Here is a 22,328-nt window from a genome sequence, read left to right as displayed (position 1 = left end):
AGACGTGCACCTCCGACTTGTGTGAAAATGCTGCGCCCAAAAGGCTGTCGGATGCTGCAGAATGCGCGGGCAAGCATCCGAAGTAAATCGAAACAGTGAACAAAAATATGCGTATTGTCGCATCTTTTTGCTTGACCTTGCGGCGGATACCGCTTATAATTGCCCTAGCGGAACGCCCCTGCCGGAGAGGGGGCGGGCCGGTAGAACGTTGAGGATGAGTGAGGAACTGCTGTGGAGATTCTATTGACCGGGAACACCTGTTTCGTGACCCCTGCCTGGGTGGAGATGGCGTTCCCAGAGGACCATGTCCTCATTACCTGCGCACGGGGCCAGCCGCACCCGCCGCGCATCCGGACCATCACGCTGGACAGCAAGGAGCGCATCGGCCAGCTGGTGGACAGCTACGAGTTTGACCGCATCGTCTATTTCTCGGAGTATCTGACCCCGCACAGCGAGCAGGAGGGCGAACTGGACCGCCTGCGCCGTGTTTTGCAGGCCAACCGGGAGCGGCCCAGCCAGCTGCTTTATCTGGCTGGGCCGGAAGCCGTGCTGACGCCGTTCATCGGCAAATCGGTGCTGGCGCAGGCGGCGGAGGCTCTCTGCCGCCATTACGCCGAGACGAGCAGGGTGCAGATCAAGGTGCTGCACCTGCCCTATCTCTACGGTACCGACTGCACCGGTGCGCCGGTGGGCATCGCGCAGCTGCTGACCCGCCCGAAGAGCGGGGAACTGCATTTTGAAGAGCAGGCCCTTGCCCCGGTGGCGGCTCTGTGCATGGAAGACCTGTCCGAGCTGGTGCTGCGGGTGTTCGACAACTGGACTCCGGAGTGGGAGAGCCTGACCGCCCCGGTGGTCTTCCACTGGAACTATGAGCAGCTGGGCGAGGCGTGGAAAGCCCTCTGCCCCGGCCTGACCGTGACCTACGGCAGCGACCTTGTCCGGGAGTACCCGCCCGACGACGGCCAGCTGCGCCGGGCGTATGGGTGGTTCCCCCGGTACGACCTGCTGGACGACCTGCCCCGATTCTTCCGGCAGGAAAAGCAGCCCCGCCGCAAAAAATGGCCGGAACGGCTCAGCGGCTTTGCCGTGCGGCACCAGCTGCTGGCCCCGGTGCTGGAACTGCTGGGGGCCTGGGGCGTATCCGAACTGCTGGTGCGGATGACCAGCACCCAGGCGCAGTTCCGGGTGGTGGATTTCCGGCTGGCGTTCATCGTGCTCATCGCCGATGTCTACGGCCTGAACGCAGGCGTGGCGGCGGCGTTTCTGGCGTCGCTCTCGCTGGCGGCGGGCTATTGGGCAGAGGGCGCGTCGCCGCTGCTGCTCTTCTACGAGCCGTCCAACTGGCTGGCCTTCCTCGTGTATTTCGTGGTGGGGGCGGTGTGCGGCTATGTGCAGCTGCGCAGCGCCGAGGACCTCCGCTTTGCCGAGGAGGAGCGGAAACTGCTGGAAGAGCGGCTGCGGTTCGTGCGGCAGCTGTATCAGGATACATTGGAGGACAAGCGCTCGTTCCGGCGGCAGATCCTGGGCCGGAGAGACAGCTTCGGCAAGGTGTATGCCGTGACCAAAGCACTGGACGCGGCCCCGGCGCAGGAGCTGCCCCGGAAGATCGTGGAGGTGCTGGAAGATGTGCTCGAAAATCACAGCGCGGCGGTCTACCGCGTGGACGCCCGGCGGCATCTGGCCCGGCGGGCCGCCTGCAGCGCGGACTTTGCCGCCCGCTGCCCGCAATTGTTGGAAGGCACGGGCCTTGGCCCGGTGCTGCGTGGCATCGAGCAGGACGGGCTGTGGGTGAACCGGGAACTGACGCCCGGCCTGCCCATGTTCGGCGCGGCCGTGCGGGAAAACGGGGAGCTGCGGGCGCTGATCCTGCTGCACGATGCGGCAGGGGAGCAGATGTCGCTCTATTACCAGAACATGTTCCGCATCCTCTGCGGGCTGGCCGAAACGGCCATGGTGCGGGCCGGAACGAAGCCCGCAGCAAAGCAGGAGGTGCGGGTATGAGACGGAACGGACTGCACGCAGACCTTGTGGAAAAACTGCGGGTAGACGATGAGCTCCACCGCAGCATCCGGGTCGAAGACCGGGCCGGCACGGCGGCAACGGTGCCGCTGGAAGAGGCACTGATCCTGGACACCGCCGAGCAGCGGCGGAAGCTGATCCTGTCGGTGCTCACAGAGGACCCGGTGCAGTATTACGACCTGCTGCAGCAGGCCCGCATGAACGACGACAGCGAGGTGGTGCACTACGCGGCCACGGCCATGGCACAGATCTCCAAGCAGGCGGACCTTGCCTTGCAGCAGGACGCCCGCCGCTTTGCCGACGACCCGAATGACCGGGAGGTGCTGGCGGCTTACGCCAACGCGCTGGAACGCTCGCTGAAGCTGGGGCTGGCGCAGGGCCGCGCAGCCGAACTGCAGCGCCGACAGCTGGAGCGGCTGCTCAAGCTGCAGCTGGCCGACAGCCCCAGAGAGGAGGGCTACAGCCTCGGCTGCCGGTTGGCAGAGGTGCAGCTGCAATTGCAGGAATACAAGGCTGCGGAGCAGACGCTCGAAGAGCTGGTCCGCCGCTGGCCGGTGCGGGAAACGCCCTGGCTGCTGCGGCTGCGCAGCGCCGCCGCCCGGAAAAGCGGTGCCGAAGTGCGGAGCATCCTGCAGCAGATGGAGCGCACCCAGGTCTACCTGAGCGCTGCGGGGCGGCAGGAACTGGCGTTCTGGAAAGGAGGTGCCGCATGAACCGGCTGTGGAAGGGGCGGTTCCGGTGGGGCAGGCTGCTGCTGGTCTGGCTGGTGTTCCTGTTGCTGGCAGGAGCTTTGTTTGCGGAGCGCAGCGGGGTGCAGTACACCGCGGCCCATGTTCAGATCGGGGCGCTCGACCATGCCCTGACCAAGGAAGAAGCACTGGCGGGGCAGGCCCCCGTCTGCCTGCTGCTCTGCGACAGCCGCCAGGTGAGCGTGGCAGAGGCAAAAGAACAGTTGGAACAGATCCTGCAGGATATGAAGGTCCCCGCCGAGGCCGCAGACCTTGCCGACACCGCCCCGGAAGCACTTCCGGCCTTTGAAAACTACGAGACCATCGTGGTGTTGGTGCCGAACTTCGAGCCGCTGGGCCTGCGCCTGCTCGACCTGATGGACTGGGTGGAGCAGGGCGGCAATGTCCTCTTTGCGATGACGCCCGAAAAGTGCGGGGCGTTCGATGTGGTGGCCCAGAAACTTGGGGTGCTGGCCTCGGCGTGGAACTGCAAAACGGCCGAGAGCATCGTGCCGGCCGAGGGCTTCCTGCTGGGCGGCGGGCAGCGGTATGAGCTGAGCGACCCGTTCGAATCCTCCATGGCGGTGCAGCTGCGAGACGATGCGGCGGTGTATGCCGTCACCGGGGACGAGGGCGTCCCGCTGATTTGGAGCACCGAACTCGGCAAGGGCCGGGTGGTGGTGGACAACATCGGCGTCTACGACAAGGTCATGCGAGGCTTTTATGCGGCCTCGTACAGCCTGCTGGGGGAGGCCTGCGCCTACCCGGTGCTCAACAGCGCCGTCTTTTTTCTGGACGACTTTCCCTCGCCGGTGCCGGAGGGCGACGGCCAGTACATCCGGCAGGATTACGGCCTGAGCATCGCGGATTTCTACGCCAAGGTCTGGTGGCCGGACCTCGTCCAGCTGGCCGAGCGGTTCGGCATCCGGTACACGGGCGTCATGATCGAGAACTATGAGGACGACACCACCTCCCCGCCCCTCCGCCAGAGCGATACCCAGCCGTTCCGCTATTTTGGCGGGCTGCTGCTGCGGCAGGGCGGGGAGGTGGGCTTCCACGGCTACAACCACCAGCCCCTCGTTCTGCCACAGACCGATTACGCCGGTCTGTACGACTACAACCCATGGCCCAGCGCCGACGCCATCGTCGCAGCCATGGACGAGCTGACGGCGTTCCAGCGGGCGGTCCTGCCCTATGCCGCCGGTTCGGTGTATGTGCCGCCGTCCAACATCCTGTCGGCCTCCGGGCGGGCGGTCTTAGGCCAGCGGGTGCCGCAGGTGCGCACCATCGCCAGCTCCTACCTCGAAGACGGCACCGACCTGCCCTATGTGCAGGAATTTGGCGTGGCAGCGGACGGCATCGTGGAAGAACCGCGCATTGTGTCCGGCGGCATGGTGAACGAGCCTTATATGCAGCTGGCCGCGCTGAGCGAGCTGAACTTCCACTTCGTCAGCACCCACTTCATGCACCCGGATGACCTGCTGGACGTGGACCGCGGCGCGGCGGAAGGCTGGGAGGTCTACAAGGGCGGGCTGGAACGCTACCTGACCTGGCTCTCGACGGCAGCGCCCGGCCTGCGGATGCAGACGGCCAGCGAGTGCGCCGGGGCCATCCAGCGGTTTTCGGGCGTGAATGTGACGCTGCAGAGCGCCGCTGACGCCTGGACCCTGACGCTGGGCAATTTCACCGACGAAGCGTGGCTGCTGTTCCGCGCGAACGAGAGGGTGCCCGGCCGCGTGACCGGCGGGCAGCTGACCTGCCTGACCGGGAAACTCTACCTGCTCAAGGCGGAAAACGCGGTCGTGACCATCGAACGAAAGGAGGGGTGAATCATGCGCATCTGTCTGGTGCTGGAAGGTTCCTACCCGTATGTCTATGGCGGGGTATCCACCTGGATGCACAGCTGCATCCGCTCCATGCCGGAGCACGAATTTGTTCTCTGGGTCATCGGTGCGAACGCGAAGGACAGAGGCCGCTTCGTCTATGAGCTGCCGCCCAACGTGGTGGAAGTGCACGAAGTATTTCTGGATGATGCGCTGCGGCTGCGCGGGGAGGCAAAGCCGCAGCCGTTCACCGAAGAGGAGCAGGCCGCGCTGGAGGAGCTGGTGCGGCTGGGCAGCCCGGACTGGGCGGTGCTGTTCCGGCTGTTCGGCGAAAAAAAGGCGCACCCGCTGGCCTTTTTGCAGAGCCGGGCGTTCATGCAGATGTTCACAAAGATCTGCGCGGAGGAGTACCCCTACACGGCCTTTGCGGATGCGTTCCACACGGTGCGGTCCATGCTGCTGCCAGTGCTCTATCTGCTCACGGGGGAGGTGCCCAAAGCGGACCTCTACCATGCCATCTGCACCGGCTACGGCGGGCTGCTGGCCTGCCGGGGCGGCAGTACCTTTCACCGGCCGGTGCTGCTGACGGAACACGGCATCTACACCCGCGAGCGGGAGGAGGAGATCATCCGGGCCGAGTGGGTGCGGCCGGATTTCAAGGAGCGGTGGATCCGATTCTTCTACATGCTGTCGGAGCAGATCTACCGGCAGGCGTTCCGGGTGACGAGCCTGTTCACGAGCGCCCGCAGCATCCAGATCGGGATGGGGTGCCCGGCGGAAAAGTGCGTCGTCATCCCGAACGGCATCCCGTACGAGACCTTCTGCGGCATCCCGCTCAAGGCGGAGGACGGCTGGGTGGACATCGGGGCGCTGGTGCGGCTGGCTCCCATCAAGGACATCAAGACCCTGCTCTATGCCTTTTGGGAACTGAGCGCCCGGCGGAAGAACGTCCGGCTCCACATCCTGGGCGGGGTGGACGATGCGGAGTACGCGGCCGAGTGCACGGCACTGGCCCGGCAGCTGGGGCTGGAGAACGTCCGGTTCACCGGGCGGGTGGACAGCGCCGCGTACCTGCACCGGCTGGACTTCACCGTCCTGACCAGCATTTCGGAGGGGCAGCCGCTCTCGGTGCTGGAATCGCTGGCGGCCCGCCGCCCCTGTGTGACCACCGATGTGGGCTGCTGCCGGGAGCTGCTGGAAGGAGCCCCCGGTGACACACTGGGCCGGGCCGGGTACTGTGTGCCGCCCATGTACCGGCAGGGCCTCGCGGACGCGATGGAGAAACTCTGCGCGAGCCGCACCCTGCGGGAGAAGCTGGGCGCGGTCGGGCAGAAGCGGGTGGCGCAGGATTACCGCTGCGAACAGATGCTGGAGCAGTACCGTGCTCTGTATGCAGAGACCGCGCGGGCGCACGGTCTGCCGGATGAAACGGATTCGGAGGAGTTATGGCTGGAATTGGGTTCGAACTGAAAAAGCTGTTCCGCCGCAAAGGGCTGCTGGCGGGTCTGCGGGCCTACGGCTGCGCGGGCATCCTCTGCACCGGGCCAATGCTGCTGGGTGTGCTGCTGCAATTGGGCATCCTGGTGCTCTGCGGCTGGGCCGGGGCGGCGAAGACCGAGCAGGACCTTCTGGTCTGCATGGTGACGGACACCCTGCTGGCTTCGCTCACCGTGACGAGCCTGTTTGCCATGCCGGTGACCCGGTTTCTGGCGGACATGCTCTATGAAGAGCAGGAGCAGCTGGTGCTGCCCTCATTCTGGGGCGCGAACGCTCTGCTGCTGGCGGGCGGATGTGGGCTGTATGGGCTGTTTCTGCTGGTGTCCGGTGCGACGCTTTTGCAGGGGCTGCTTTGCCTGGCCCTCTTTGCGGAGATGATCGTGAACTGGAACGCCATGAGCTTCCTGACCGCCCTCAAGGACTACCGCAGCGTCCTCATCGCCTTTGCGGCGGCGGTGGGCACGGCCTTCGGGGCCGGGGCGCTGCTGGTGCTGCTGGCGCGCGCTCCGGCGCTGGAAGGCTTTCTCTTTGCAGTGGCGCTGGGGTACGGCGTCATGCTGATGCTGGACGTCTGGCGGCTCTGCCGCTATTTTCCGGACCGGCAGGGCAGCCCCTGGCTCTTTCTGCGCTGGGTGGACCGCTTTCTGCCGCTGGCCCTGACGGGCCTGTGTACCGACATCGGGCTGTTTGCCCACCTCGTGCTGGTCTGGCTGGGCCCCATCGGTGTGCAGGTGAAGGGGCTGTTCTACGGGGCACCGTATTACGACGTCCCGGCATTGCTGGCCTTTCTGAGCATCCTGGTCACCACGGTGAACTTCGTGGTGTCGGTGGAAGTGCAGTTCTACCCCCGCTACCGCACCTATTACAGCTTGTTCAACGACGGCGGCGTGGTGGGCGATATCACCGCCGCCGGGGAAGAGATGCTGGCGGTGCTGAACCGGGAACTTTTCTACACGGCCCTCAAGCAGCTGTTCACCACGGCAGGGGTCATCTCGCTGGAAGCGCTGGTCATGGGGTATCTGCCGCTCGGCTTCAATGATCTGATGCACGGATACTTCCGCACCCTCTGCGTGGGGTACGGGCTGTATGCGGTGGGCAACACGGTGCTGCTCATCCTGCTCTATTTCACGGATTACAAGGGGGCGCTGGGGGCGGCGCTGAGCTTTGCGGGGGCGGCTGCGGGGCTGACGGCCCTGTCCCTGCGCTTTGACCCGGCGTATTACGGCTTCGGGTTCCTGGCCGGGGCAGCGGTGCTGTTCCTGACGGCGCTGCTGCGGCTGGACCGGTTCACCCGGAACCTGCCCTACCGCATCCTCGGCCAGCAGCCCGTCGTGGCCGAGGAAAAGGCCGGGGTATTCACCCGGCTGGGGCTGTTTCTGGAGCGGCACAGCCTGCAGAAAAAGGAGGAAGCATGATGCAGGGAAAAACGATCCCCCGCCGCAGGGTGCTGGCCCTGGGGGCTGCACTGGCGGGGTTCTGCGTGGGGTGCAGCGTTCTGCCCACGGCGGAGGAAACGGCGGCGTCGGAGGAAGTTTCCACGATTTCGGGAACGCCGGTGGAAAAACAGCCCGATGACAGCATCCACCTGCGGGACAATGACGGGCTGTATACGGTCTATGACGACAGCGGCGTCGTGACCATGTATCTGACCGTCACCCGTGGGAACGAAGCCGAGAACACCGACCATACCTGGGCGGAGATCAATTCCTATTCGGTCTACGACTACGAGTACATGCAGGTGCCCCGCTACCAGACGGCGGCCTTGCTGCAGGTGGGAGACGAGAACGGCCCGCTCCTCTCGGAGGTGGGCTATGGGGAGACGGTGCCGAACGCGACGGTCCAGATCCGCGGTCAGACGTCCAGCCGGAACGCCCAGAAAAACTATAAGATCAAGCTGAAGAAGAACAAGGGGACCTGGCGGGGCCAGCGGACCATTGCACTGAACAAGCATCAGGGCGACGGCCTGCGCTTCCGCAACAAGATGGCGTATGACCTCATCCGGGGCATCCCTCAGATGGTGGGCCTGCGCACCCAGTTCGTGCATCTGTATGTGAAGGACCTGACTCAGGCGAACAGTGGGGCCTTTGTGGACTACGGGCTTTATACCCAGGTGGAGCAGCTGAACCCGACAGCCCTGAAGGCCCATGGGCTGGACCAGAACGGCCAGCTGTACAAGGTGAACTTCTTCGAGTTTTTTCGGTATGAGGACGCCATCCGCCGGAAGACCGACCCGGCCTATGACCCGGTCGCCTTTGAACAGCATCTGGAGATCAAGGGCAGTGACGACCACACAAAGCTCATCGAAATGCTGGAAGCGCTCAACGACGAGACCGTGCCGATGGAGGAACTCTTTGAGACGACCTTCGACACCGAGAACATCGCCTACTGGATGGCGTTTCAGCTCCTGATGGGCAACACCGACACCCAGAGCCGGAACATGTACCTCTACAGCCCGCTGAACAGCGCGCGGTGGTATCTCCTCGACTGGGACAACGACGCCATGCTTTCCCGCACCGAGTGGGCGTTCCGGAACTATTCCGACAGCCTGAGCTGGGAGCGGGGCGTGAGCAACTACTGGGGCAACGTGCTCTTCCGCCGCTGTCTGCAGACCCGGTGCTTCCGGGAAAAGCTGGACGCCGCCGTGGAGGAACTGTTCCGCTTTTGCAGCGCGGAACGCATCGGGGAGATGACGGCGCAGTACCGCAGCGTGGTGGAGCCTTTCGTCTGGCAGCAGCCGGATATCCTCCACGAGCCGCTGAGCCGGACGGAGTACGACACCGTGGCCAGAGGGCTGCACCGGGAGATCACCGAGAACCGGGACGCCTACCGTGAGAGCCTGCACAAGCCGATGCCGTTCTACATCGGGATGCCGGAGCCAGCCGGTGAACAGCTGAGGCTGCTGTGGGATGCCTCGTTCGACCTGAACGCCGAGGACATCGTCTACACCGCCGAGCTGGCGAAGGACTACCAGTTCACGACAACGTTCTGGTCGGAGGCGGACATCCGGCTGCCGGAAACGGTGGTCTATGCCCTCCCGGCGGGGCACTATTTCCTGCGGGTGCGGGCGACGAACGCCTCCGGCTACACGCAGGATGCCTTTGATTACTACGTGATGGAGACCGGCAAGGCCTACGGCATGAAGAGCTTTTTTGTGGAGGCCGACGGCAGCGTGACGGAGGACCTGTATGAAGAGTGAGACCATCTTCCCCGCACCGGCCCACGCAAAAACGCAGCCGCGCACCTGCACCGGCGAACGCTACCGCCATGAGCTGAAGTACCGCATCTCGTACGGCGAAAAGGCGGTGCTGGAGCTGCGGCTCGCGCCGCTTTTGCAGCGGGACGCCCACGCCGGGCCGGGCGGGTATCTCATCCGGAGCCTTTATTTTGACGACTGCTGGAACTCCGCCTATGCCGAAAAGGATGCGGGCATCCTGGCCCGCAAAAAATACCGCATCCGCATCTACAACGGCAGTGATGCCGTCATCCGGCTGGAGCGGAAGAAAAAAGTGGGCAGCTGGATCTGCAAAGAGGAGGCCGCCCTCACTCGTGCGGAGCTGGAGAAACTTCTGAGCGGGGACTACGGCTTCCTGCTCGCTTCGCCGCAGCCGCTCTGCCGGGAGTTTTACTTCGAGTGCGTCTCCAACCTGCTGCGGCCCCGCGTGGTCGTGGACTACGAGCGGGAACCGTGGGTGCAGAAGGAGGGAACGGTGCGCATCACCTTTGACCGGGACATCCGGGCGGCAGTGGGCGGCTGGGACCTGTTCGACCAGCACCTGCCCACCCTGCCGGTGCTGGACCCCGGCACCCTGGTGATGGAGGTGAAGTTTACGGAATTTCTGCCCCAGACCCTCCGGGAGCTGCTGCCGCCCAAAGCGCAGGAGTGGACGGCCGTGTCCAAATATGTGCTCTGCTGCGACAAAACGGCCTACTGCCACGGCAGTTCCGGCTGGCAGGGCTGAACCAATGCGAAAGGAACAACGCTATGAGTGTGAAGGATTTCATCAAAAAATCGGTGCTGGAAAATTTCAGTCCCTACAATGTCCCGCAGATGGCGGCGGCTCTGCTGGCGGCTGTGCTGCTGGGGGCGCTCATCTACTGGGTCTACCAGCGGTTCTATGCGGGGGTCCTCTTTTCCCGCAGTTTTGCAATGACGCTGGTGGGCATGTCGGTGCTCACCTGCATGGTCACGCTGGCCATCAGCTCCAATGTGGTCATCTCACTGGGCATGGTGGGCGCACTGTCCATCGTGCGGTTCCGCACGGCGGTCAAGGACCCGCTGGATCTGCTGTATCTGTTCTGGGCCATCACGGCGGGCATCACCACCGGCGCGGGAATGTACCTACTGGCCGCGTCGGCGTCTGCGGTGATGATCGGGGCCCTCGCCCTGCTCTCCCGCTGGCAGACGGCAGGCCGCATCTATGTGGCGGTGCTGCACTATCAGGGCGAAAAGCCGGGGGATGAAATCGTCCGTGCCCTGGGGCGGAACCGGTACGCGGTCAAATCGAAGACGCTTCGGGGCGAGGCGGTCGAGATGGCGGTGGAGGTCTGCTGCAGGGACGATGTCCGGGATGTTACCGACCGGCTGCAGGAGATCGAGGGCGTGGAGGACGTGACCATGATCCAGTACAACGGAGAATACCATGGCTAAGCGGCACACCGCTGCGGCGGCCGCCTGCCTGCTGCTGGCCGGGTGCCTGGTCTGGGCGGGGCGGAAGCGGACCGTGACCTATCTGCCGGACGAGAGCGCCTTCCCCAATGCGCAGATCGGCTATGCGCCCGGTGTGCTGGACAGCGGCACCGAGGGTGCCACCCTGCGCTATCTGGGCCTGACCTGGCGGCAGCTGGAACCCGAAGAGGGGGCCTACGCCTGGGAGGCCATCGAGCAGACCTGCCATCTGGCAGAACTGCGGGCGCGGGGTGTCCATCTGGTGCTGCGCATCTCCTGCGACGAGCCGGGGGACGAAGCACATCTCGACATCCCGGACTGGCTCTATGAACAGACCGGCACCGGCCGCTGGTACGACATCGCCTACGGAAAGGGCTATGCGCCGGACTATACCGACCCTGTGTTTTTTGCCGCCCACGAGCGGCTGCTGCGGGCGGTGGGGGAGCGGCTGGGGGCCGACGGTTTCGTCAGCTATGTGGAGCTGGGGAGCCTCGGCCACTGGGGCGAGTGGCACGTCAAGTCCGGGGAGGGGCTTCCCTCCATGCCCGATGAGGCTGTCCGGGACCGCTATGCGGCGCTTTACCGGGAGGCATTCCCGCAGGCTGCGCTGCTGATGCGGCGGCCCTTCCGGTTCGCGGCCGAACACGGGCTCGGCCTTTACAACGACATGACCGGCTTGCCCGAAGACACCGAAGAGTGGCTGGGCTGGATCGCCTGCGGCGGCTGGTATGAGGGCGACCCGGAGGGGCTGGTCCCCATGCCGGACGCCTGGCAGACGGCCCCCATCGGCGGGGAGCTGACCAGCCGACTTTCGATGGAGCAGCTGCTCACCACCGACCTGAGCCAGACCGTTTCCCTCATCCGGCAGTCGCACATGAGCTTTCTGGGGCCGAAGACGGCGGAGACCGCTTTCCGGGAGGGGTATGATGCCGTATTGGCCGCTCTCGGCTACCGGCTGCGGGTCACGGAAGCGTCGCTGCGGCGGGTGACGGGCGGCACGGTGCTGACCCTGACTTTTACGAACGATGGTACGGCCCCGTTTTACTGGGACTGGCCCGTGAACGTCTATGTGGAGGAGGCGGACGGCACGACCGTGGAGGCCCAGCCGCTGGCGCTTTCTCTGCCGGATCTGCTGCCCGGCGGCTGCCAGACCGTGAAAACGAAACTGGCCGGTGTGCCGGGCCGCTGGTGGGAGGAGCAGGACCGGCGCATCACGCTGGGCATCGTGGACCCGATGACCGGGCGGGATGCCGTCCGATTTGCGATGCAGACGGCGCAGGAGGGCGGCCGCACCGTCCTCTTTGCGGGAGAATAGAGCCCAAAAAGCCTGAGACCTTGCAAAAAAGGCCTCAGGCTTTTTGGGCTGCGGATGCAGCGATCAGGAATATAGGAAATGGAGAATGGCAGAAACTTACAGGATGCGCACCCGGATGACAGCGGGGATCGCCGCCAGCTTGTCGGCCAGAGCCACGTTCACGGCACCGGTGGCATCCAGCATGGTATAGGCCATGCTCTTTTTGCTCTTGTTGACCATGTTCTCAATGTTCAGACCGGCCTCGGTGGTCAGCGCTGTGATCTGGCTGATCATGCCGGGCTCGTTCTTGTGGATGATGCAGATGCGCCGGCCGCCCGCACGGGGCTGGACGACCTCCGGCAGGTTCACCGAGTGGGTGATGTTGCCGTTCTTGAGGTAATCGCTGATCTCCTGCGCGGCCATAACGGCGCAGTTGTCTTCGGCTTCCGGAGTGGAAGCGCCCAGATGCGGGGTGCAGATGACGCCCGGCCTGCCCAGCAGCGCTTCGGCGGGGAAGTCGGTCATGTAGCCGGAGACCCGGCCGTTCTCCAACGCCTCCAGCAGGGCGGGGGTGTTCACCAGCTCGCCGCGGGCGTAGTTCAGGATCTTCACGCCGTCCTTGCACAGGGACAGCGTCTGGGCGTTGATGGTGTCCTTGGTGGTGGGCAGATAGGGCACATGGATGGTGATGTAGTCGCACAGGGGGAGCATGTCGTTCAGGTTCACGCAGTGGTGGACCTGGCTGCTCAGGTTCCAGGCGGCATCAATGGAGATGTAGGGGTCGTAGCCGTAGACCTCCATGCCCAGCGCAATGGCGCAGTTGGCCACGCGGGAGCCGATGGCACCCAGACCGATGACGCCCAGCGTCTTGCCCTTGATCTCGTTGCCCACGAACTGCTTTTTGCCCTTTTCCACGCTCTTGGCCAGAGCGGGGTCGCCCGCAAGGCCCTGCGTCCACTGGGCGGCGGCGGCCACATTGCGGCTGCCGGCAATGAGCATCCCGATGACCAGCTCGGCCACGGCGTTGGCGTTGGCACCGGGGGTGTTGAAGACCACGATGCCCTGCTCGCTGCAGCGGTCCAGCGGGATGTTGTTCACACCGGCACCAGCGCGGGCAATGGCCAGCAGATTCTCGTTGAAGGTGGTGTTCAGCAGGTCGGCGCTGCGGACGAGGATCCCGTCCGGCGCGTCGGCACCCACCGAGACGTCAAAAAGGTTTTTGTTCAGCTTCGCCAGGCCCACCGGGCTGATGGCGTTCAAAGTTTTGATCGTAAACATAGAAGCATATCCCTTCTGTAATCGCAAACGTTTGTTTGAAAACAAGGCCCGGTCGAGCGGGAGCGAGACGGGGCGGTTCACGCATTGTTTTTGCGGAACTGCTCCATGAAATCGACCAGCTTGTCAACGCCCTCGGCGGGCATGGCGTTGTAGATGGAGGCGCGCATTCCGCCGACGAGGCGGTGGCCCTTCAGGTTGACGAAGCCTGCCTCTGCGGCCTCGGCGCAGAACTTTTTGTCCAGATCGGCGTTGGGGCTGGTGAAGGTGACGTTCATCGTGCTGCGGTAGCGATGCTCGACAGGGTTGGTGAAGAAGTCCTGCCCATCGAGGTAATCGTACAGCACCTTGGCCTTGGCTTCGTTGATCTTCTGCATGTTGGCCAGACCGCCGATGTCGTTTTCGAGGTACTGAAGCACCAGACCGGTCATGTAGATGCACCAGCAGGGGGGCGTGTTGTACATGCTGTCCTTGGCCAGCAGGGTGGTGTAGTTCATCATGGTGGGCACGGTGTCAGCGGCGTGGCCCAGCAGGTCGTCCCGGACGATGGCGATGGCCATGCCGGCGGGGGCAACGTTCTTCTGCACACCGAAGTAGATGCAGCCGTACTTCGTCACGTCCACGGGCTTGGAAAGGATCATCGAGCTCATGTCCGCCACCAGCGGGATGCCCTCCACCTGTGGGACTTCGACGTACTGGGTGCCGAAGATGGTGTTGTTCTGGCAGATGTGGATGTAGCTGGCATCCTTGTCGTAGGCGATGGCGTTCACATCCGGGATGTAGGTGAAGTTTTTGTCCTTGCTGGAGGCCACGATGTTGGCTTCGCCGAACTTGGCGGCTTCCTTGGCGGCCAGATTCGAGAAGTTGCCGGTGACAAGGTAGTCGGCCTTGCCGGTGGTCATGAAGTTCAGCGGCACCATGGCGAACTGCTGGGTCGCACCGCCCTGGAAGAAGCCGACCTTGTAGTTGTCGGGGATGTTCATCACCCGGCGCAGCGAGGCCTCGGTCTCGGTGATGATGGCATCGAACCACTTGCTGCGGTGGCTCATCTCCATCACGCTCTGGCCGCTGCTGCCGTATTCAAGCAGTTCGGCCTGGGCCTGCTTCAGGACCTTTTCGGGCAGCATGCTGGGGCCTGCGCTGAAATTGTAAACTCGTGCCATAATGCGACTCTCCCTTTCCTGATTCCGCGCCGCCTGAACCTCCGGCGGCATTGTGCTCTGGTTTTGTCCGTAGTATAATGGTTTTGAGGGTGCGAAAACAAGAGCATCTTTGCACAAAGATGCTCACCTGACTGCGCACTGAAAGCACGGAACGCACAAATGTATTTGATACAAATACAAAAACGGAGACGAATGTAAAATAGACCGCAAAACAGGGCAGAACAGCCAAAATTCTGCCCTTGAAAAAAGCAGGACTTTTCGGTAAAATCAAATAAACAGAGACAAATGTAAAACAAAAAAGGAGGGCGAACCCTGCAATGTATGGCATCCCGGACCGTCTGAGACCGCTTTCGGCGGCGGAAGAACAGGTGCTTCTGGCCGTGTGGAGCTGCAAACAGCCCGCCTCCCGGCGGGACATCGGAGAGAAGCTGGCCGCAAAAGGCTGGCGGCCGGCCACCGTGCTGAATTTTCTCTACCGGCTGGAAGACAAGGGCTGGGTGAAGAGCGGCAAGGAGCAGAACCGCAACACCTACACGCCCACCCTCACGAAACGCGCCTACGGCGTCTGGACCATGCGCCAGCGGCTGGATACCGTCTTTGGCGGCGACCTGGCCGAGGCCGTCCGCGCCCTTGTCAGCGAGAGCGGCTGCTCCCAAAGCCAGCTGGAACAGGCGATGGCCGTGCTGGAAGAAAAGCACGCCGAGGCCGAAGAATACGATCTGTATGACCCATATGGGTGAGCCCTCTCAGTCACGCTTCGCGTGCCAGCTCTCCCGAAGGGAGAGCCATTGGCAGGCCGGTCAAGTTGTGCTGGGTGAAAAGGCTTTTGTAAATGAGGAACGACAGGGCTCCGCTGATTGGGCAGCGGGAGCAGAGATAAAGGAGAGTAAAATGAACTGTAAAAATCGTGCAAAGAACTGCGGCGGCTGCCCGCTGCTGGAACTACCCTATGCAGACCAGCTGAAGCAGAAGGAGGAAAGAGTCCGCGCCCTGCTGGGCAGATACGGCCCGGTGCACCCCATCCGGGGGATGGAGACGCCCTACCACTATCGGAATAAGGTGATCTCGACCTTTGCCGCCGGGCAGGGTGGAAAACTCGTGTCCGGCATCTATGCCGCCGGGACCCATAAGGTGCTGCCAGTGGAGCGCTGCCTGCTGGAAGACGAGGTGCTGGATACCGTGCTGGAAGCCGTCCGCGCAGCGGCAGCGGCCTGCCGTTATCAGCCTTTCCGGGAAGATCAGGGCACCGGCCTGCTCCGCCACTGCCTGCTGCGCCGGGGCACCGCCACCGGGCAGGTGATGGTGGTGCTGGTCACGGCCCAGCCCATTCTGCCCGGCGCAAAGAACTTTGTCCGCGCCCTGCTGGCAGAGGCTGAAAAGCGGCAGGTCCCCGTGACGACCATCGTGCAGAACTACAACCCCCGCCGCACCAGCGTTGTGCTGGGCGAGCAGGAAAAGGTGCTCTATGGCAAGGGGTTCATTCTGGATGAACTCTGCGGCAAGACCTACGCGCTCAGCCCCCGCAGCTTCTATCAGGTGAACCCGGTGCAGACGGCGGTGCTCTACGGTCTGGCCGTGGAGGCCGCCCAGCTGACCGGCAGAGAGGTCGTGCTGGATGCCTACTGCGGCATCGGCACCATCGGCCTGACCGCCGCCGACCGGGCAAAGCAGGTGGTGGGCGTGGAGATCAACCGGGACGCAGTGCGCGACGCCATCGGAAACGCGAAGCACAACGGCGTCAAAAACGCCCGGTTCTTTGTCGCCGACGCCACGGCCTGGATCTGCGAAGCCGCTGCCGCCGGGGAGCGGGCCGACGTCATCTTCATGGACCCGCCCCGCGAAGGCTCGACGCCCCAGTTCATCGAGAGCGTCGTCCGCATGGCCCCCAGACGGGTGGTCTACGTCAGCTGCAACCCGGAGACCATGGCCCGTGACCTGGCCCTGCTGACGAAAAAAGGCTACCGGGCCGAGGGCTTCACCCCGGTCGATATGTTCCCGAACAGCGAACATATTGAGGTGGTATGTGCCCTGTCCCGACAGAAGCGCTGAGCGTCCTGTGCATCCGGACAACGTTCAGCAAGTTCCGGAACAAAAAGCAGAAACGTTTTTTCTGGCCTTTGCGCGGAGCGCTGGGATCTCGTGCGGGAGACCCTGACCCATAAGCGGTACAAAAGGGGAGGAAGCCATGAGCGAATTTTCACACTTAAAAAACAAGCTGCTGGCCGAGCAGGTCGAAGACCAGATCTACCATTATATTCTGGATACCCCGCTGGAGCCGGGGGCAAAGCTGCCCAACGAGTTTGCGCTGGCGGAAAAGTTCCGGGTGGGGCGCAGCACCATCCGGGAGGCGGTGAAGCTGCTGTCCAGCAAGGGCATCGTGGAGGTGCGGCAGGGCTCCGGCACCTATGTGGTCACAACGGTGAAAGGGCTTTCGGACCCGCTGAATCTGCGCAGTGTGCAGGATAAGAATGCGCTGGCTTTTGATCTGGTCAACCTGCGGCTGCTGCTGGAACCGGGCATCGCGGAGATCGCGGCCCAGAACGCGACCGACGAGGACATTGAGCGGCTGCGGCGGCTGTGCGAGCGGGTCGAGACCAAGATCCACAATGGCGACCGCTACATTGAAGACGACATCGCCTTCCACACCTGCATTGCCGAGAGCAGCAAGAATCTGGTGGTGGGGCAGCTGATCCCCATTATTGATACGGCGGTGATGATGTTCGTGAACGTCACCCACAAAAAGCTCATCGACGAGACCATCATGACCCACCGGATGATCGCGGAGGCCATCGCCAGGCACGACCCCATCGGGGCAAAGTCGGCCATGGTGATGCACCTGAACTTCAACCGCACCTATATCAAGAAGATCTACGACGGCGAAGATCCCGATGATGGGACCGTTGGAATGGCGGGATTTCTCAAATGATACCGGCCCTGCACGGCGAAATACCGTGCAGGGTATTTTTATGTCCAAAGTCATCTGATGACTTTTTACCCCGGCAGTTTGCAAAAACCGGCTGTGAGGGTGAATTTTATGAAAAAGTCGCCCGAAATTGGGCAGAGTGCATGATGTATCCCAGATTTTTTGCGCAAATAGTAGGACGTATATGGAACAACTTGCAAAAAGATGTCTGCAGATTTACAATTGAATCACAAAAAGTCCCACAGAAAAAAGGACGAGAACAAGCGATATTTGGAGGTAGGGATTATGGAACTTCGTTCACAGGAAGTCCGCACGCTGGCACCTGAAAACGACCCGCTGAAAATGGGGATGGGCTGGAAGGTCGAGGACCTTTCCAAGCCCCAGATCCTGGTGGAGAGCACCTTCGGCGACAGCCACCCTGGCAGCGCTCATCTGGATCAATTCGTCAGAGAGGCCGTGCAGGCGGTCAACGAGAACGGCGGCAAGGCTGCCCGCTATTTTGCCACCGATATGTGCGACGGCATTGCACAGGGTCATGACGGCATCAACTACTCGCTGCCCCACCGGGACGCCATCGTGAATCTGGTGGAAGCACAGGCCAACGCCAGCGTCTACGACGGCGGCGTGTTCATCGCCAGCTGTGACAAGTCCGTGCCCGCCATGCTGATGAGCATCGGCCGCCTGAAGGATATGAGCGCCATCGTCGTCACCGGCGGCGTCATGGAGGCTCACACCCTGCCGAAAGAGTATGTGGTCAACGACCCGGCCTGCGCCATCAACGAGCTGCTGACGCTGGAGCAGATCGGCAAATTTGACGCCTGGGAAAAGACCGGCGTCATCCCCAACAGCCAGCTGGACTACTACAAGCACAACGCCTGCCCCAGCTGCGGTGCCTGCTCCTTCATGGGCACCGCCTCCACCATGCAGGTCATGGCCGAAGCACTGGGTCTGATGCTGCCGGGCACCGCTTTGATGCCCGCCACCGCTCCGGAGCTGAAGCAGGCCGCCTACGATGCCGGCAAGCAGCTGATGGAGCTGGTCAGGAAGGGCATCACCGCCAAGGACATCGTGACGAAGGAGAGCTTTGAGAACGCCATTATGGTCCACGCCGCTATCTCCGGCTCCACCAACGCGACCATGCACCTGCCCGCTGTCGCGCATGAGTTCGGCATTGAGATCGACGCCGACACCTTCGACCGGATGCACCGGGGTGCGCACTACCTGCTGAACATCCGTCCCTCCGGCGACTGGCCCGCACAGTACTTCTATTATGCAGGCGGTGTGCCCCGCGTGATGGAGGAAATCAAGTCCATGCTGCATCTGGACGTGATGACCGTCACCGGCAAGACGCTGGGCGAGAACCTCGAAGAGCTGAAGAAGAACGGCTTCTATGAGCACTGCGACGCCATCCTGGCCGAAAAGACCGCCGGTTTTACCCGCCCGGTCAGCCGCGAGGACATCATCCACAGCTTTGATAACGCCAAGGGCACCGACGGCAGCATCGCCATCCTGAAGGGCAATCTGGCTCCGGAAGGCTGCGTCATCAAGCACACCGCCTGCCCCAAGAACATGTTTGAAGCCACCCTGCGCGCCAAGCCCTACGACAGCGAGGAAGAGTGCATCTCCGCTGTGCTGCACGGCGAGGTGAAGCCCGGCGACGCCATCTTCATCCGCTACGAAGGCCCCCGCGGCAGCGGTATGCCGGAGATGTTCTACACGGGCGAAGCCATCTGCGCCGACCCGAAGCTGGCTTCCAGCGTGGCCCTCATCACCGACGGCCGCTTCTCCGGCGCAAGCCGCGGCCCGGTCATCGGCCATGTCAGCCCGGAGGCTGCCGTGGGCGGCCCCATCGCACTGGTGGAGCCGGACGACCTGATCCAGATCGACGTCCACAACCGCAAGCTGGCCATCGTGGGCGTGAAGGGCGAGCCGAAGACCCCCGAAGAAATGGACGCCATCCTCGCCGAGCGCCGCGCCAACTGGAAGCCCAAGGCTCCCAAGTACACCAAGGGCCTGCTGAAGCTCTACTCCCAACATGCCGTCAGCCCCATGAAGGGCGCTTACATGGAGTAAAACACGCCGAAGAAATAACAAAAGGGAAACTGCCCGGTGCGTTTTTCCGGACGGCTTGGATAAGTGCAACCAAAAATCAAAAAATGGAGGAACTATTATGACAGCAGTTGCGACTCCCGATGCGGCACGGCTGGTATTTGCTGCCGTAGCCGGCCTGATCCTGTTGCTCATTCTCATCATCAAATTCAAAGTCCACGCCATGATCTCCATTCTGGTGGGTGCCGTTGGCATCGGCCTGATGGCCGGGATGCCCCTGTCCGACATCGTTGGCTCGGTCAATGAGGGCATCGGCAACACCCTGAAAGGCATCGCCCTTCTGGTGGGCCTTGGCTCCATGTTCGGTGCCATTCTGGAAGAATCCGGCGGAGCACAGACGCTGGCCGTGACCATGGTACGGAAGTTCGGCGACGAAAAAGCTGCGTGGGCACTGGGCATCACCGGTCTGGTGGTGGCCATGCCGGTCTTCTTCGATGCCGGTCTGATCATCCTCATCCCGCTGGCGTTCTCGCTGGCAAAGCGCACCAAGCGCTCCGTTCTGTACTACGTCATCCCCCTGCTGGCCGGTCTGGCGGTCGGTCATGCGTTCATCCCTCCCACGCCGGGCCCTGTGCTGGTGGCGACCATGCTGGGCGTGGACCTGGGCTGGGTCATCCTCATCGGCATCTTCTGCGGCATCTTCGCCATGATCGCCGCCGGCCCCATCTGGGGTTCCATCTGCGGCAGGAAATACAGAATCGAAGTCCCCGAACATGTGGCGCAGCAGGATGATATCGACGAGAGCAAGCTGCCCAAGTTCGGCACCATCGTGGGCATCATCCTGATCCCGCTGGTCCTCATCATCGCAAACTCTGTGGCCAAGGTTGTGCCCGCTCTGGCTGGCATCCAGCCGGTCCTGGCCTTCCTCGGCGAGCCGTTCATGGCTCTGCTGCTGGCCACCATCGATGCCATGTATCTGCTGGGCACCCGCCACGGTTACAGCAACGCCCAGCTGGAAAAGATCATGACCAAATCTCTGGAGCCCACCGGCATGATCCTGCTGGTCACTGCCTGCGGCGGTGTGCTGCGCTACATGCTGCAGAACTCCGGCCTGGGCGATGTCATCGGCAACGCCGTGGCAAACGCCAGCCTGCCGCTGGTGCTGGTCGCCTTCATCGTGGCCGCTCTGGTCCGCATCTCGGTCGGTTCTTCCACCGTTGCCATGACCATGGCCGCCGGCATCATCTCCGCCATGCCCGGCATCAGCGAGCTGAGCCCGCTGTACCTCGCCTGTGTCACCGCTGCCATCGCGGGCGGCTCCACCGTCTGCTCTCACTTCAACGACTCCGGCTTCTGGCTGGTCAAGAGCCTTGTGGGCATGGATGAAAAGACCACCCTCAAGACCTGGACCATCATGGAAACGCTGGTCGGCGGTGTGGGCTTCCTGGTGGCACTGGTCATCTCCTTCTTTGCCTGACCGCCCGTCCGGGGCCTGCACCCCCGGATGAGCGTCTGGATGTTCTCCGATCCGATTCGTTTATCTAATTACCTCCTTCGAAATCAGCCACTCCGGTTTTTGCTTTGCCCGGAGCGGCTGATTTTTTTATTTTCAATTTGTTCAAAAACCTCACAAAGAAACTCCATTTTTATCCGGTACAATAAGGGTGCAGTCAGGGAGGAACGAAAGAACCTCCCGCAGGATGCCAATGCAGGCAATGAAAACCGCATACCTCGGCAGAAAACCGATGCTGCGGCCCCCTTTGAAAAAAACACTGTCCCCCGCGGATGCGAGGCAATAGCCAATGCGGCGGGCAGACTACCAACCATCTCCTGACAACCGCAAATGTTTGGGAGTTCTCATACGACAGGCAGCGCCGCTTTCTCCTCCTTTCCACGGCGCTGCCTGTTTTTGCATTTTTGGCAGAATGCAGCACAAGACCCCCGGCGCAGGCCGGGGGTCTTGTGCGTTGTACGGGGTGCGGGCGGATGAAAGGCAGTTCAGAATAAGAGCTTGCGGAGCGTGCTTTCCCGCAGGCCGGCCAGCTTGTCTGGCCAGGTGTTCAGGCGGCAGAGCCGGTGGAGCAGTTCGGCCTCGGCAAAGTCGTTTTTTGCCGCAGAAAGCAGTACGCTCCGTGTAAAAAGATGAATATTTTCCGAATCAGAATAAAAAATCAGCTGAACATGGCCGGAAAAAAGGGCAAACAGGGCCGTGCGCAGCTCATGGGAGCCAAACAGCGGAAAAAGGTCGCTGCTTTTCAACAACAAAACGTCCGCCTGTGGAAAAAATGCGCGGGCCGTTTCCCGCAGAGAAGCAGCGTCCGGCCAGAAAGGCGCAGACTCGGTCATCCGGGGCGCATAGCAGACGAAGGTGCCGACATCCCGCGCGGCGGCAATGGACTTGAGATGGGTCAGCCGGGCGGGGGAGTCCAGCAGGCAGGCGGAGGAGAAGCAGAGCGCGAAGGCGTCCCGGAAAGCGCCGGCGTCCAGCTGTTCCGGGGCATAGCAAAGCTCGGAGGAGCGGGTGCGATAGGGGAGCGTCTCGCCCGCGCCGGAGAAGACCACCGGGGTGGGGGCTGCATCCGTGAAGCAGAGGCGGGAGCAGTCCACACCGTCTGCCGCCAGCTGGGCTGCTGCCTTGCGGCCAAAGGGGTCGGCCCCAAGTTGGGAGAGAAGCACCGCCCGCCCGCCGCAGCGGGTGTAGGCGCGGCAGAGTCCGGCCCCCCAGCCGCCGACCTGCACCTGAAACTGTCCGGCAAGCTCCGGCGGTGTGTCAGCGGTCAGCTCCAGCCAGGTTTCGCCCAGGCAGAGCAGGGGCTTTTCCGGCATGGCGGCTCCCTCCTTTCCATCAAAATAGGGTACAAGTATACACCCGGTAAAAGCGGTTCGTCAAC

17 protein-coding genes are annotated in these 22,328 nt (G+C 62.8%); 14 read left to right on the top strand and 3 right to left on the bottom strand.

All coding sequences use genetic code 11. The annotated features are described in order from the left end of the window. Positions 1-231 precede the first annotated feature (231 nt). The 9 genes from I5P96_RS12445 to I5P96_RS12405 are packed head-to-tail and all read left to right on the top strand — an operon-like array spanning position 232 to position 12,048. A complete protein-coding gene (locus tag I5P96_RS12445) occupies positions 232-2,001 on the top strand; it encodes a hypothetical protein (RefSeq protein ID WP_223382407.1) in 1,770 nt (589 codons plus the stop codon). Then, positions 1,998-2,732, top strand: coding sequence for a hypothetical protein (locus I5P96_RS12440; protein ID WP_207685966.1), 735 nt, complete (start codon positions 1,998-2,000; stop codon positions 2,730-2,732). The genes I5P96_RS12445 and I5P96_RS12440 overlap by 4 nt, the downstream gene beginning before the upstream one ends. Beyond that, positions 2,729-4,576 (top strand): DUF2194 domain-containing protein, encoded by a 1,848-nt coding sequence (locus I5P96_RS12435; RefSeq protein WP_223382405.1) that lies wholly within the window; start codon positions 2,729-2,731, stop codon positions 4,574-4,576. Before I5P96_RS12440 ends, I5P96_RS12435 begins: the two co-directional genes overlap by 4 nt. 3 nt (positions 4,577-4,579) lie before the next feature. Beyond that, complete coding sequence (gene pelF / locus I5P96_RS12430; RefSeq protein ID WP_223382403.1) at positions 4,580-6,040, top strand: GT4 family glycosyltransferase PelF; 1,461 nt, start codon at positions 4,580-4,582, stop codon at positions 6,038-6,040. Then, on the top strand, positions 6,016-7,482 hold the full coding sequence (pelG, locus tag I5P96_RS12425; protein WP_223382401.1) for an exopolysaccharide Pel transporter PelG: 1,467 nt from the start codon (positions 6,016-6,018) through the stop codon (positions 7,480-7,482). Before pelF ends, pelG begins: the two co-directional genes overlap by 25 nt. Continuing rightward, positions 7,479-9,263 (top strand): CotH kinase family protein, encoded by a 1,785-nt coding sequence (locus tag I5P96_RS12420; RefSeq protein WP_223382399.1) that lies wholly within the window; start codon positions 7,479-7,481, stop codon positions 9,261-9,263. The genes pelG and I5P96_RS12420 overlap by 4 nt, the downstream gene beginning before the upstream one ends. Further along, positions 9,253-10,026: a polyphosphate polymerase domain-containing protein gene (locus tag I5P96_RS12415; RefSeq protein WP_223382397.1), complete on the top strand. Its 774-nt coding sequence runs from the start codon at positions 9,253-9,255 to the stop codon at positions 10,024-10,026. Before I5P96_RS12420 ends, I5P96_RS12415 begins: the two co-directional genes overlap by 11 nt. A 23-nt stretch (positions 10,027-10,049) precedes the next feature. Beyond that, positions 10,050-10,715, top strand: a complete 666-nt coding sequence (locus tag I5P96_RS12410; RefSeq protein WP_223382395.1) for a DUF4956 domain-containing protein — start codon at positions 10,050-10,052, stop codon at positions 10,713-10,715. After that, positions 10,708-12,048, top strand: coding sequence for a DUF4832 domain-containing protein (locus tag I5P96_RS12405; RefSeq protein ID WP_223382393.1), 1,341 nt, complete (start codon positions 10,708-10,710; stop codon positions 12,046-12,048). The genes I5P96_RS12410 and I5P96_RS12405 overlap by 8 nt, the downstream gene beginning before the upstream one ends. Positions 12,049-12,144: 96 nt before the next feature. On the opposite strand, the gene I5P96_RS12400 is transcribed toward I5P96_RS12405, so the two are convergent. Together I5P96_RS12400 and serC are read right to left on the bottom strand one after the other, a co-directional pair. After that, entirely contained in the window at positions 12,145-13,305 is a 1,161-nt protein-coding gene (locus I5P96_RS12400) for a phosphoglycerate dehydrogenase (protein ID WP_223382391.1), read from the bottom strand. A gap of 77 nt (positions 13,306-13,382) precedes the next feature. Next, complete coding sequence (gene serC / locus I5P96_RS12395; protein WP_223382389.1) at positions 13,383-14,465, bottom strand: 3-phosphoserine/phosphohydroxythreonine transaminase; 1,083 nt, start codon at positions 14,463-14,465, stop codon at positions 13,383-13,385. 317 nt (positions 14,466-14,782) lie between these two features. Between serC and I5P96_RS12390 the strand changes: the two genes are divergently transcribed. From I5P96_RS12390 to I5P96_RS12370, 5 genes are all read left to right on the top strand, one after another. Continuing rightward, complete coding sequence (locus I5P96_RS12390) at positions 14,783-15,205, top strand: BlaI/MecI/CopY family transcriptional regulator (RefSeq protein WP_097791676.1); 423 nt, start codon at positions 14,783-14,785, stop codon at positions 15,203-15,205. Positions 15,206-15,356: 151 nt separating this feature from the next. Next, the gene (gene rlmD / locus I5P96_RS12385; protein WP_223382387.1) at positions 15,357-16,514 is read left to right on the top strand and encodes a 23S rRNA (uracil(1939)-C(5))-methyltransferase RlmD; all 1,158 of its coding nucleotides are present in this window, start codon (positions 15,357-15,359) and stop codon (positions 16,512-16,514) included. Between the two features lie 136 nt (positions 16,515-16,650). Continuing rightward, a complete protein-coding gene (locus tag I5P96_RS12380; protein ID WP_097791679.1) occupies positions 16,651-17,391 on the top strand; it encodes a FadR/GntR family transcriptional regulator in 741 nt (246 codons plus the stop codon). A 282-nt stretch (positions 17,392-17,673) separates the two neighbouring features. After that, the gene (ilvD, locus tag I5P96_RS12375; RefSeq protein ID WP_223382385.1) at positions 17,674-19,461 is read left to right on the top strand and encodes a dihydroxy-acid dehydratase; all 1,788 of its coding nucleotides are present in this window, start codon (positions 17,674-17,676) and stop codon (positions 19,459-19,461) included. A gap of 97 nt (positions 19,462-19,558) precedes the next feature. Further along, positions 19,559-20,914, top strand: a complete 1,356-nt coding sequence (locus tag I5P96_RS12370) for a GntP family permease (RefSeq protein ID WP_223382384.1) — start codon at positions 19,559-19,561, stop codon at positions 20,912-20,914. A gap of 521 nt (positions 20,915-21,435) precedes the next feature. Here the strand turns inward: I5P96_RS12370 and I5P96_RS12365 are convergent. Beyond that, positions 21,436-22,263 (bottom strand): PfkB family carbohydrate kinase, encoded by an 828-nt coding sequence (locus I5P96_RS12365; RefSeq protein WP_223382382.1) that lies wholly within the window; start codon positions 22,261-22,263, stop codon positions 21,436-21,438. Positions 22,264-22,328: the final 65 nt, after the last annotated feature.

Source organism: Faecalibacterium prausnitzii (assembly GCF_019967995.1).
Lineage (GTDB): Bacteria > Bacillota > Clostridia > Oscillospirales > Ruminococcaceae > Faecalibacterium > Faecalibacterium prausnitzii_E.
The sequence above is the reverse complement of the archived record's forward strand: the minus strand, read 5'-3'. Positions and strand labels throughout refer to the sequence as shown.

What these genes read in the sequence shown, in the direction of transcription:
- I5P96_RS12440 (WP_207685966.1), top strand. Translation starts at nt 1,998, where the DNA reads ATGAGACGGAACGGACTGCACGCAGACCTTGTGGAAAAACTGCGGGTA.
- I5P96_RS12435 (WP_223382405.1), top strand. Translation starts at nt 2,729, where the DNA reads ATGAACCGGCTGTGGAAGGGGCGGTTCCGGTGGGGCAGGCTGCTGCTG.
- pelF (WP_223382403.1), top strand. Translation starts at nt 4,580, where the DNA reads ATGCGCATCTGTCTGGTGCTGGAAGGTTCCTACCCGTATGTCTATGGC.
- pelG (WP_223382401.1), top strand. Translation starts at nt 6,016, where the DNA reads ATGGCTGGAATTGGGTTCGAACTGAAAAAGCTGTTCCGCCGCAAAGGG.
- I5P96_RS12420 (WP_223382399.1), top strand. Translation starts at nt 7,479, where the DNA reads ATGATGCAGGGAAAAACGATCCCCCGCCGCAGGGTGCTGGCCCTGGGG.
- I5P96_RS12415 (WP_223382397.1), top strand. Translation starts at nt 9,253, where the DNA reads ATGAAGAGTGAGACCATCTTCCCCGCACCGGCCCACGCAAAAACGCAG.
- I5P96_RS12410 (WP_223382395.1), top strand. Translation starts at nt 10,050, where the DNA reads ATGAGTGTGAAGGATTTCATCAAAAAATCGGTGCTGGAAAATTTCAGT.
- I5P96_RS12405 (WP_223382393.1), top strand. Translation starts at nt 10,708, where the DNA reads ATGGCTAAGCGGCACACCGCTGCGGCGGCCGCCTGCCTGCTGCTGGCC.
- I5P96_RS12400 (WP_223382391.1), bottom strand. Translation starts at nt 13,305, where the DNA reads ATGTTTACGATCAAAACTTTGAACGCCATCAGCCCGGTGGGCCTGGCG.
- serC (WP_223382389.1), bottom strand. Translation starts at nt 14,465, where the DNA reads ATGGCACGAGTTTACAATTTCAGCGCAGGCCCCAGCATGCTGCCCGAA.
- I5P96_RS12390 (WP_097791676.1), top strand. Translation starts at nt 14,783, where the DNA reads ATGTATGGCATCCCGGACCGTCTGAGACCGCTTTCGGCGGCGGAAGAA.
- rlmD (WP_223382387.1), top strand. Translation starts at nt 15,357, where the DNA reads ATGAACTGTAAAAATCGTGCAAAGAACTGCGGCGGCTGCCCGCTGCTG.
- I5P96_RS12380 (WP_097791679.1), top strand. Translation starts at nt 16,651, where the DNA reads ATGAGCGAATTTTCACACTTAAAAAACAAGCTGCTGGCCGAGCAGGTC.
- ilvD (WP_223382385.1), top strand. Translation starts at nt 17,674, where the DNA reads ATGGAACTTCGTTCACAGGAAGTCCGCACGCTGGCACCTGAAAACGAC.
- I5P96_RS12370 (WP_223382384.1), top strand. Translation starts at nt 19,559, where the DNA reads ATGACAGCAGTTGCGACTCCCGATGCGGCACGGCTGGTATTTGCTGCC.
- I5P96_RS12365 (WP_223382382.1), bottom strand. Translation starts at nt 22,263, where the DNA reads ATGCCGGAAAAGCCCCTGCTCTGCCTGGGCGAAACCTGGCTGGAGCTG.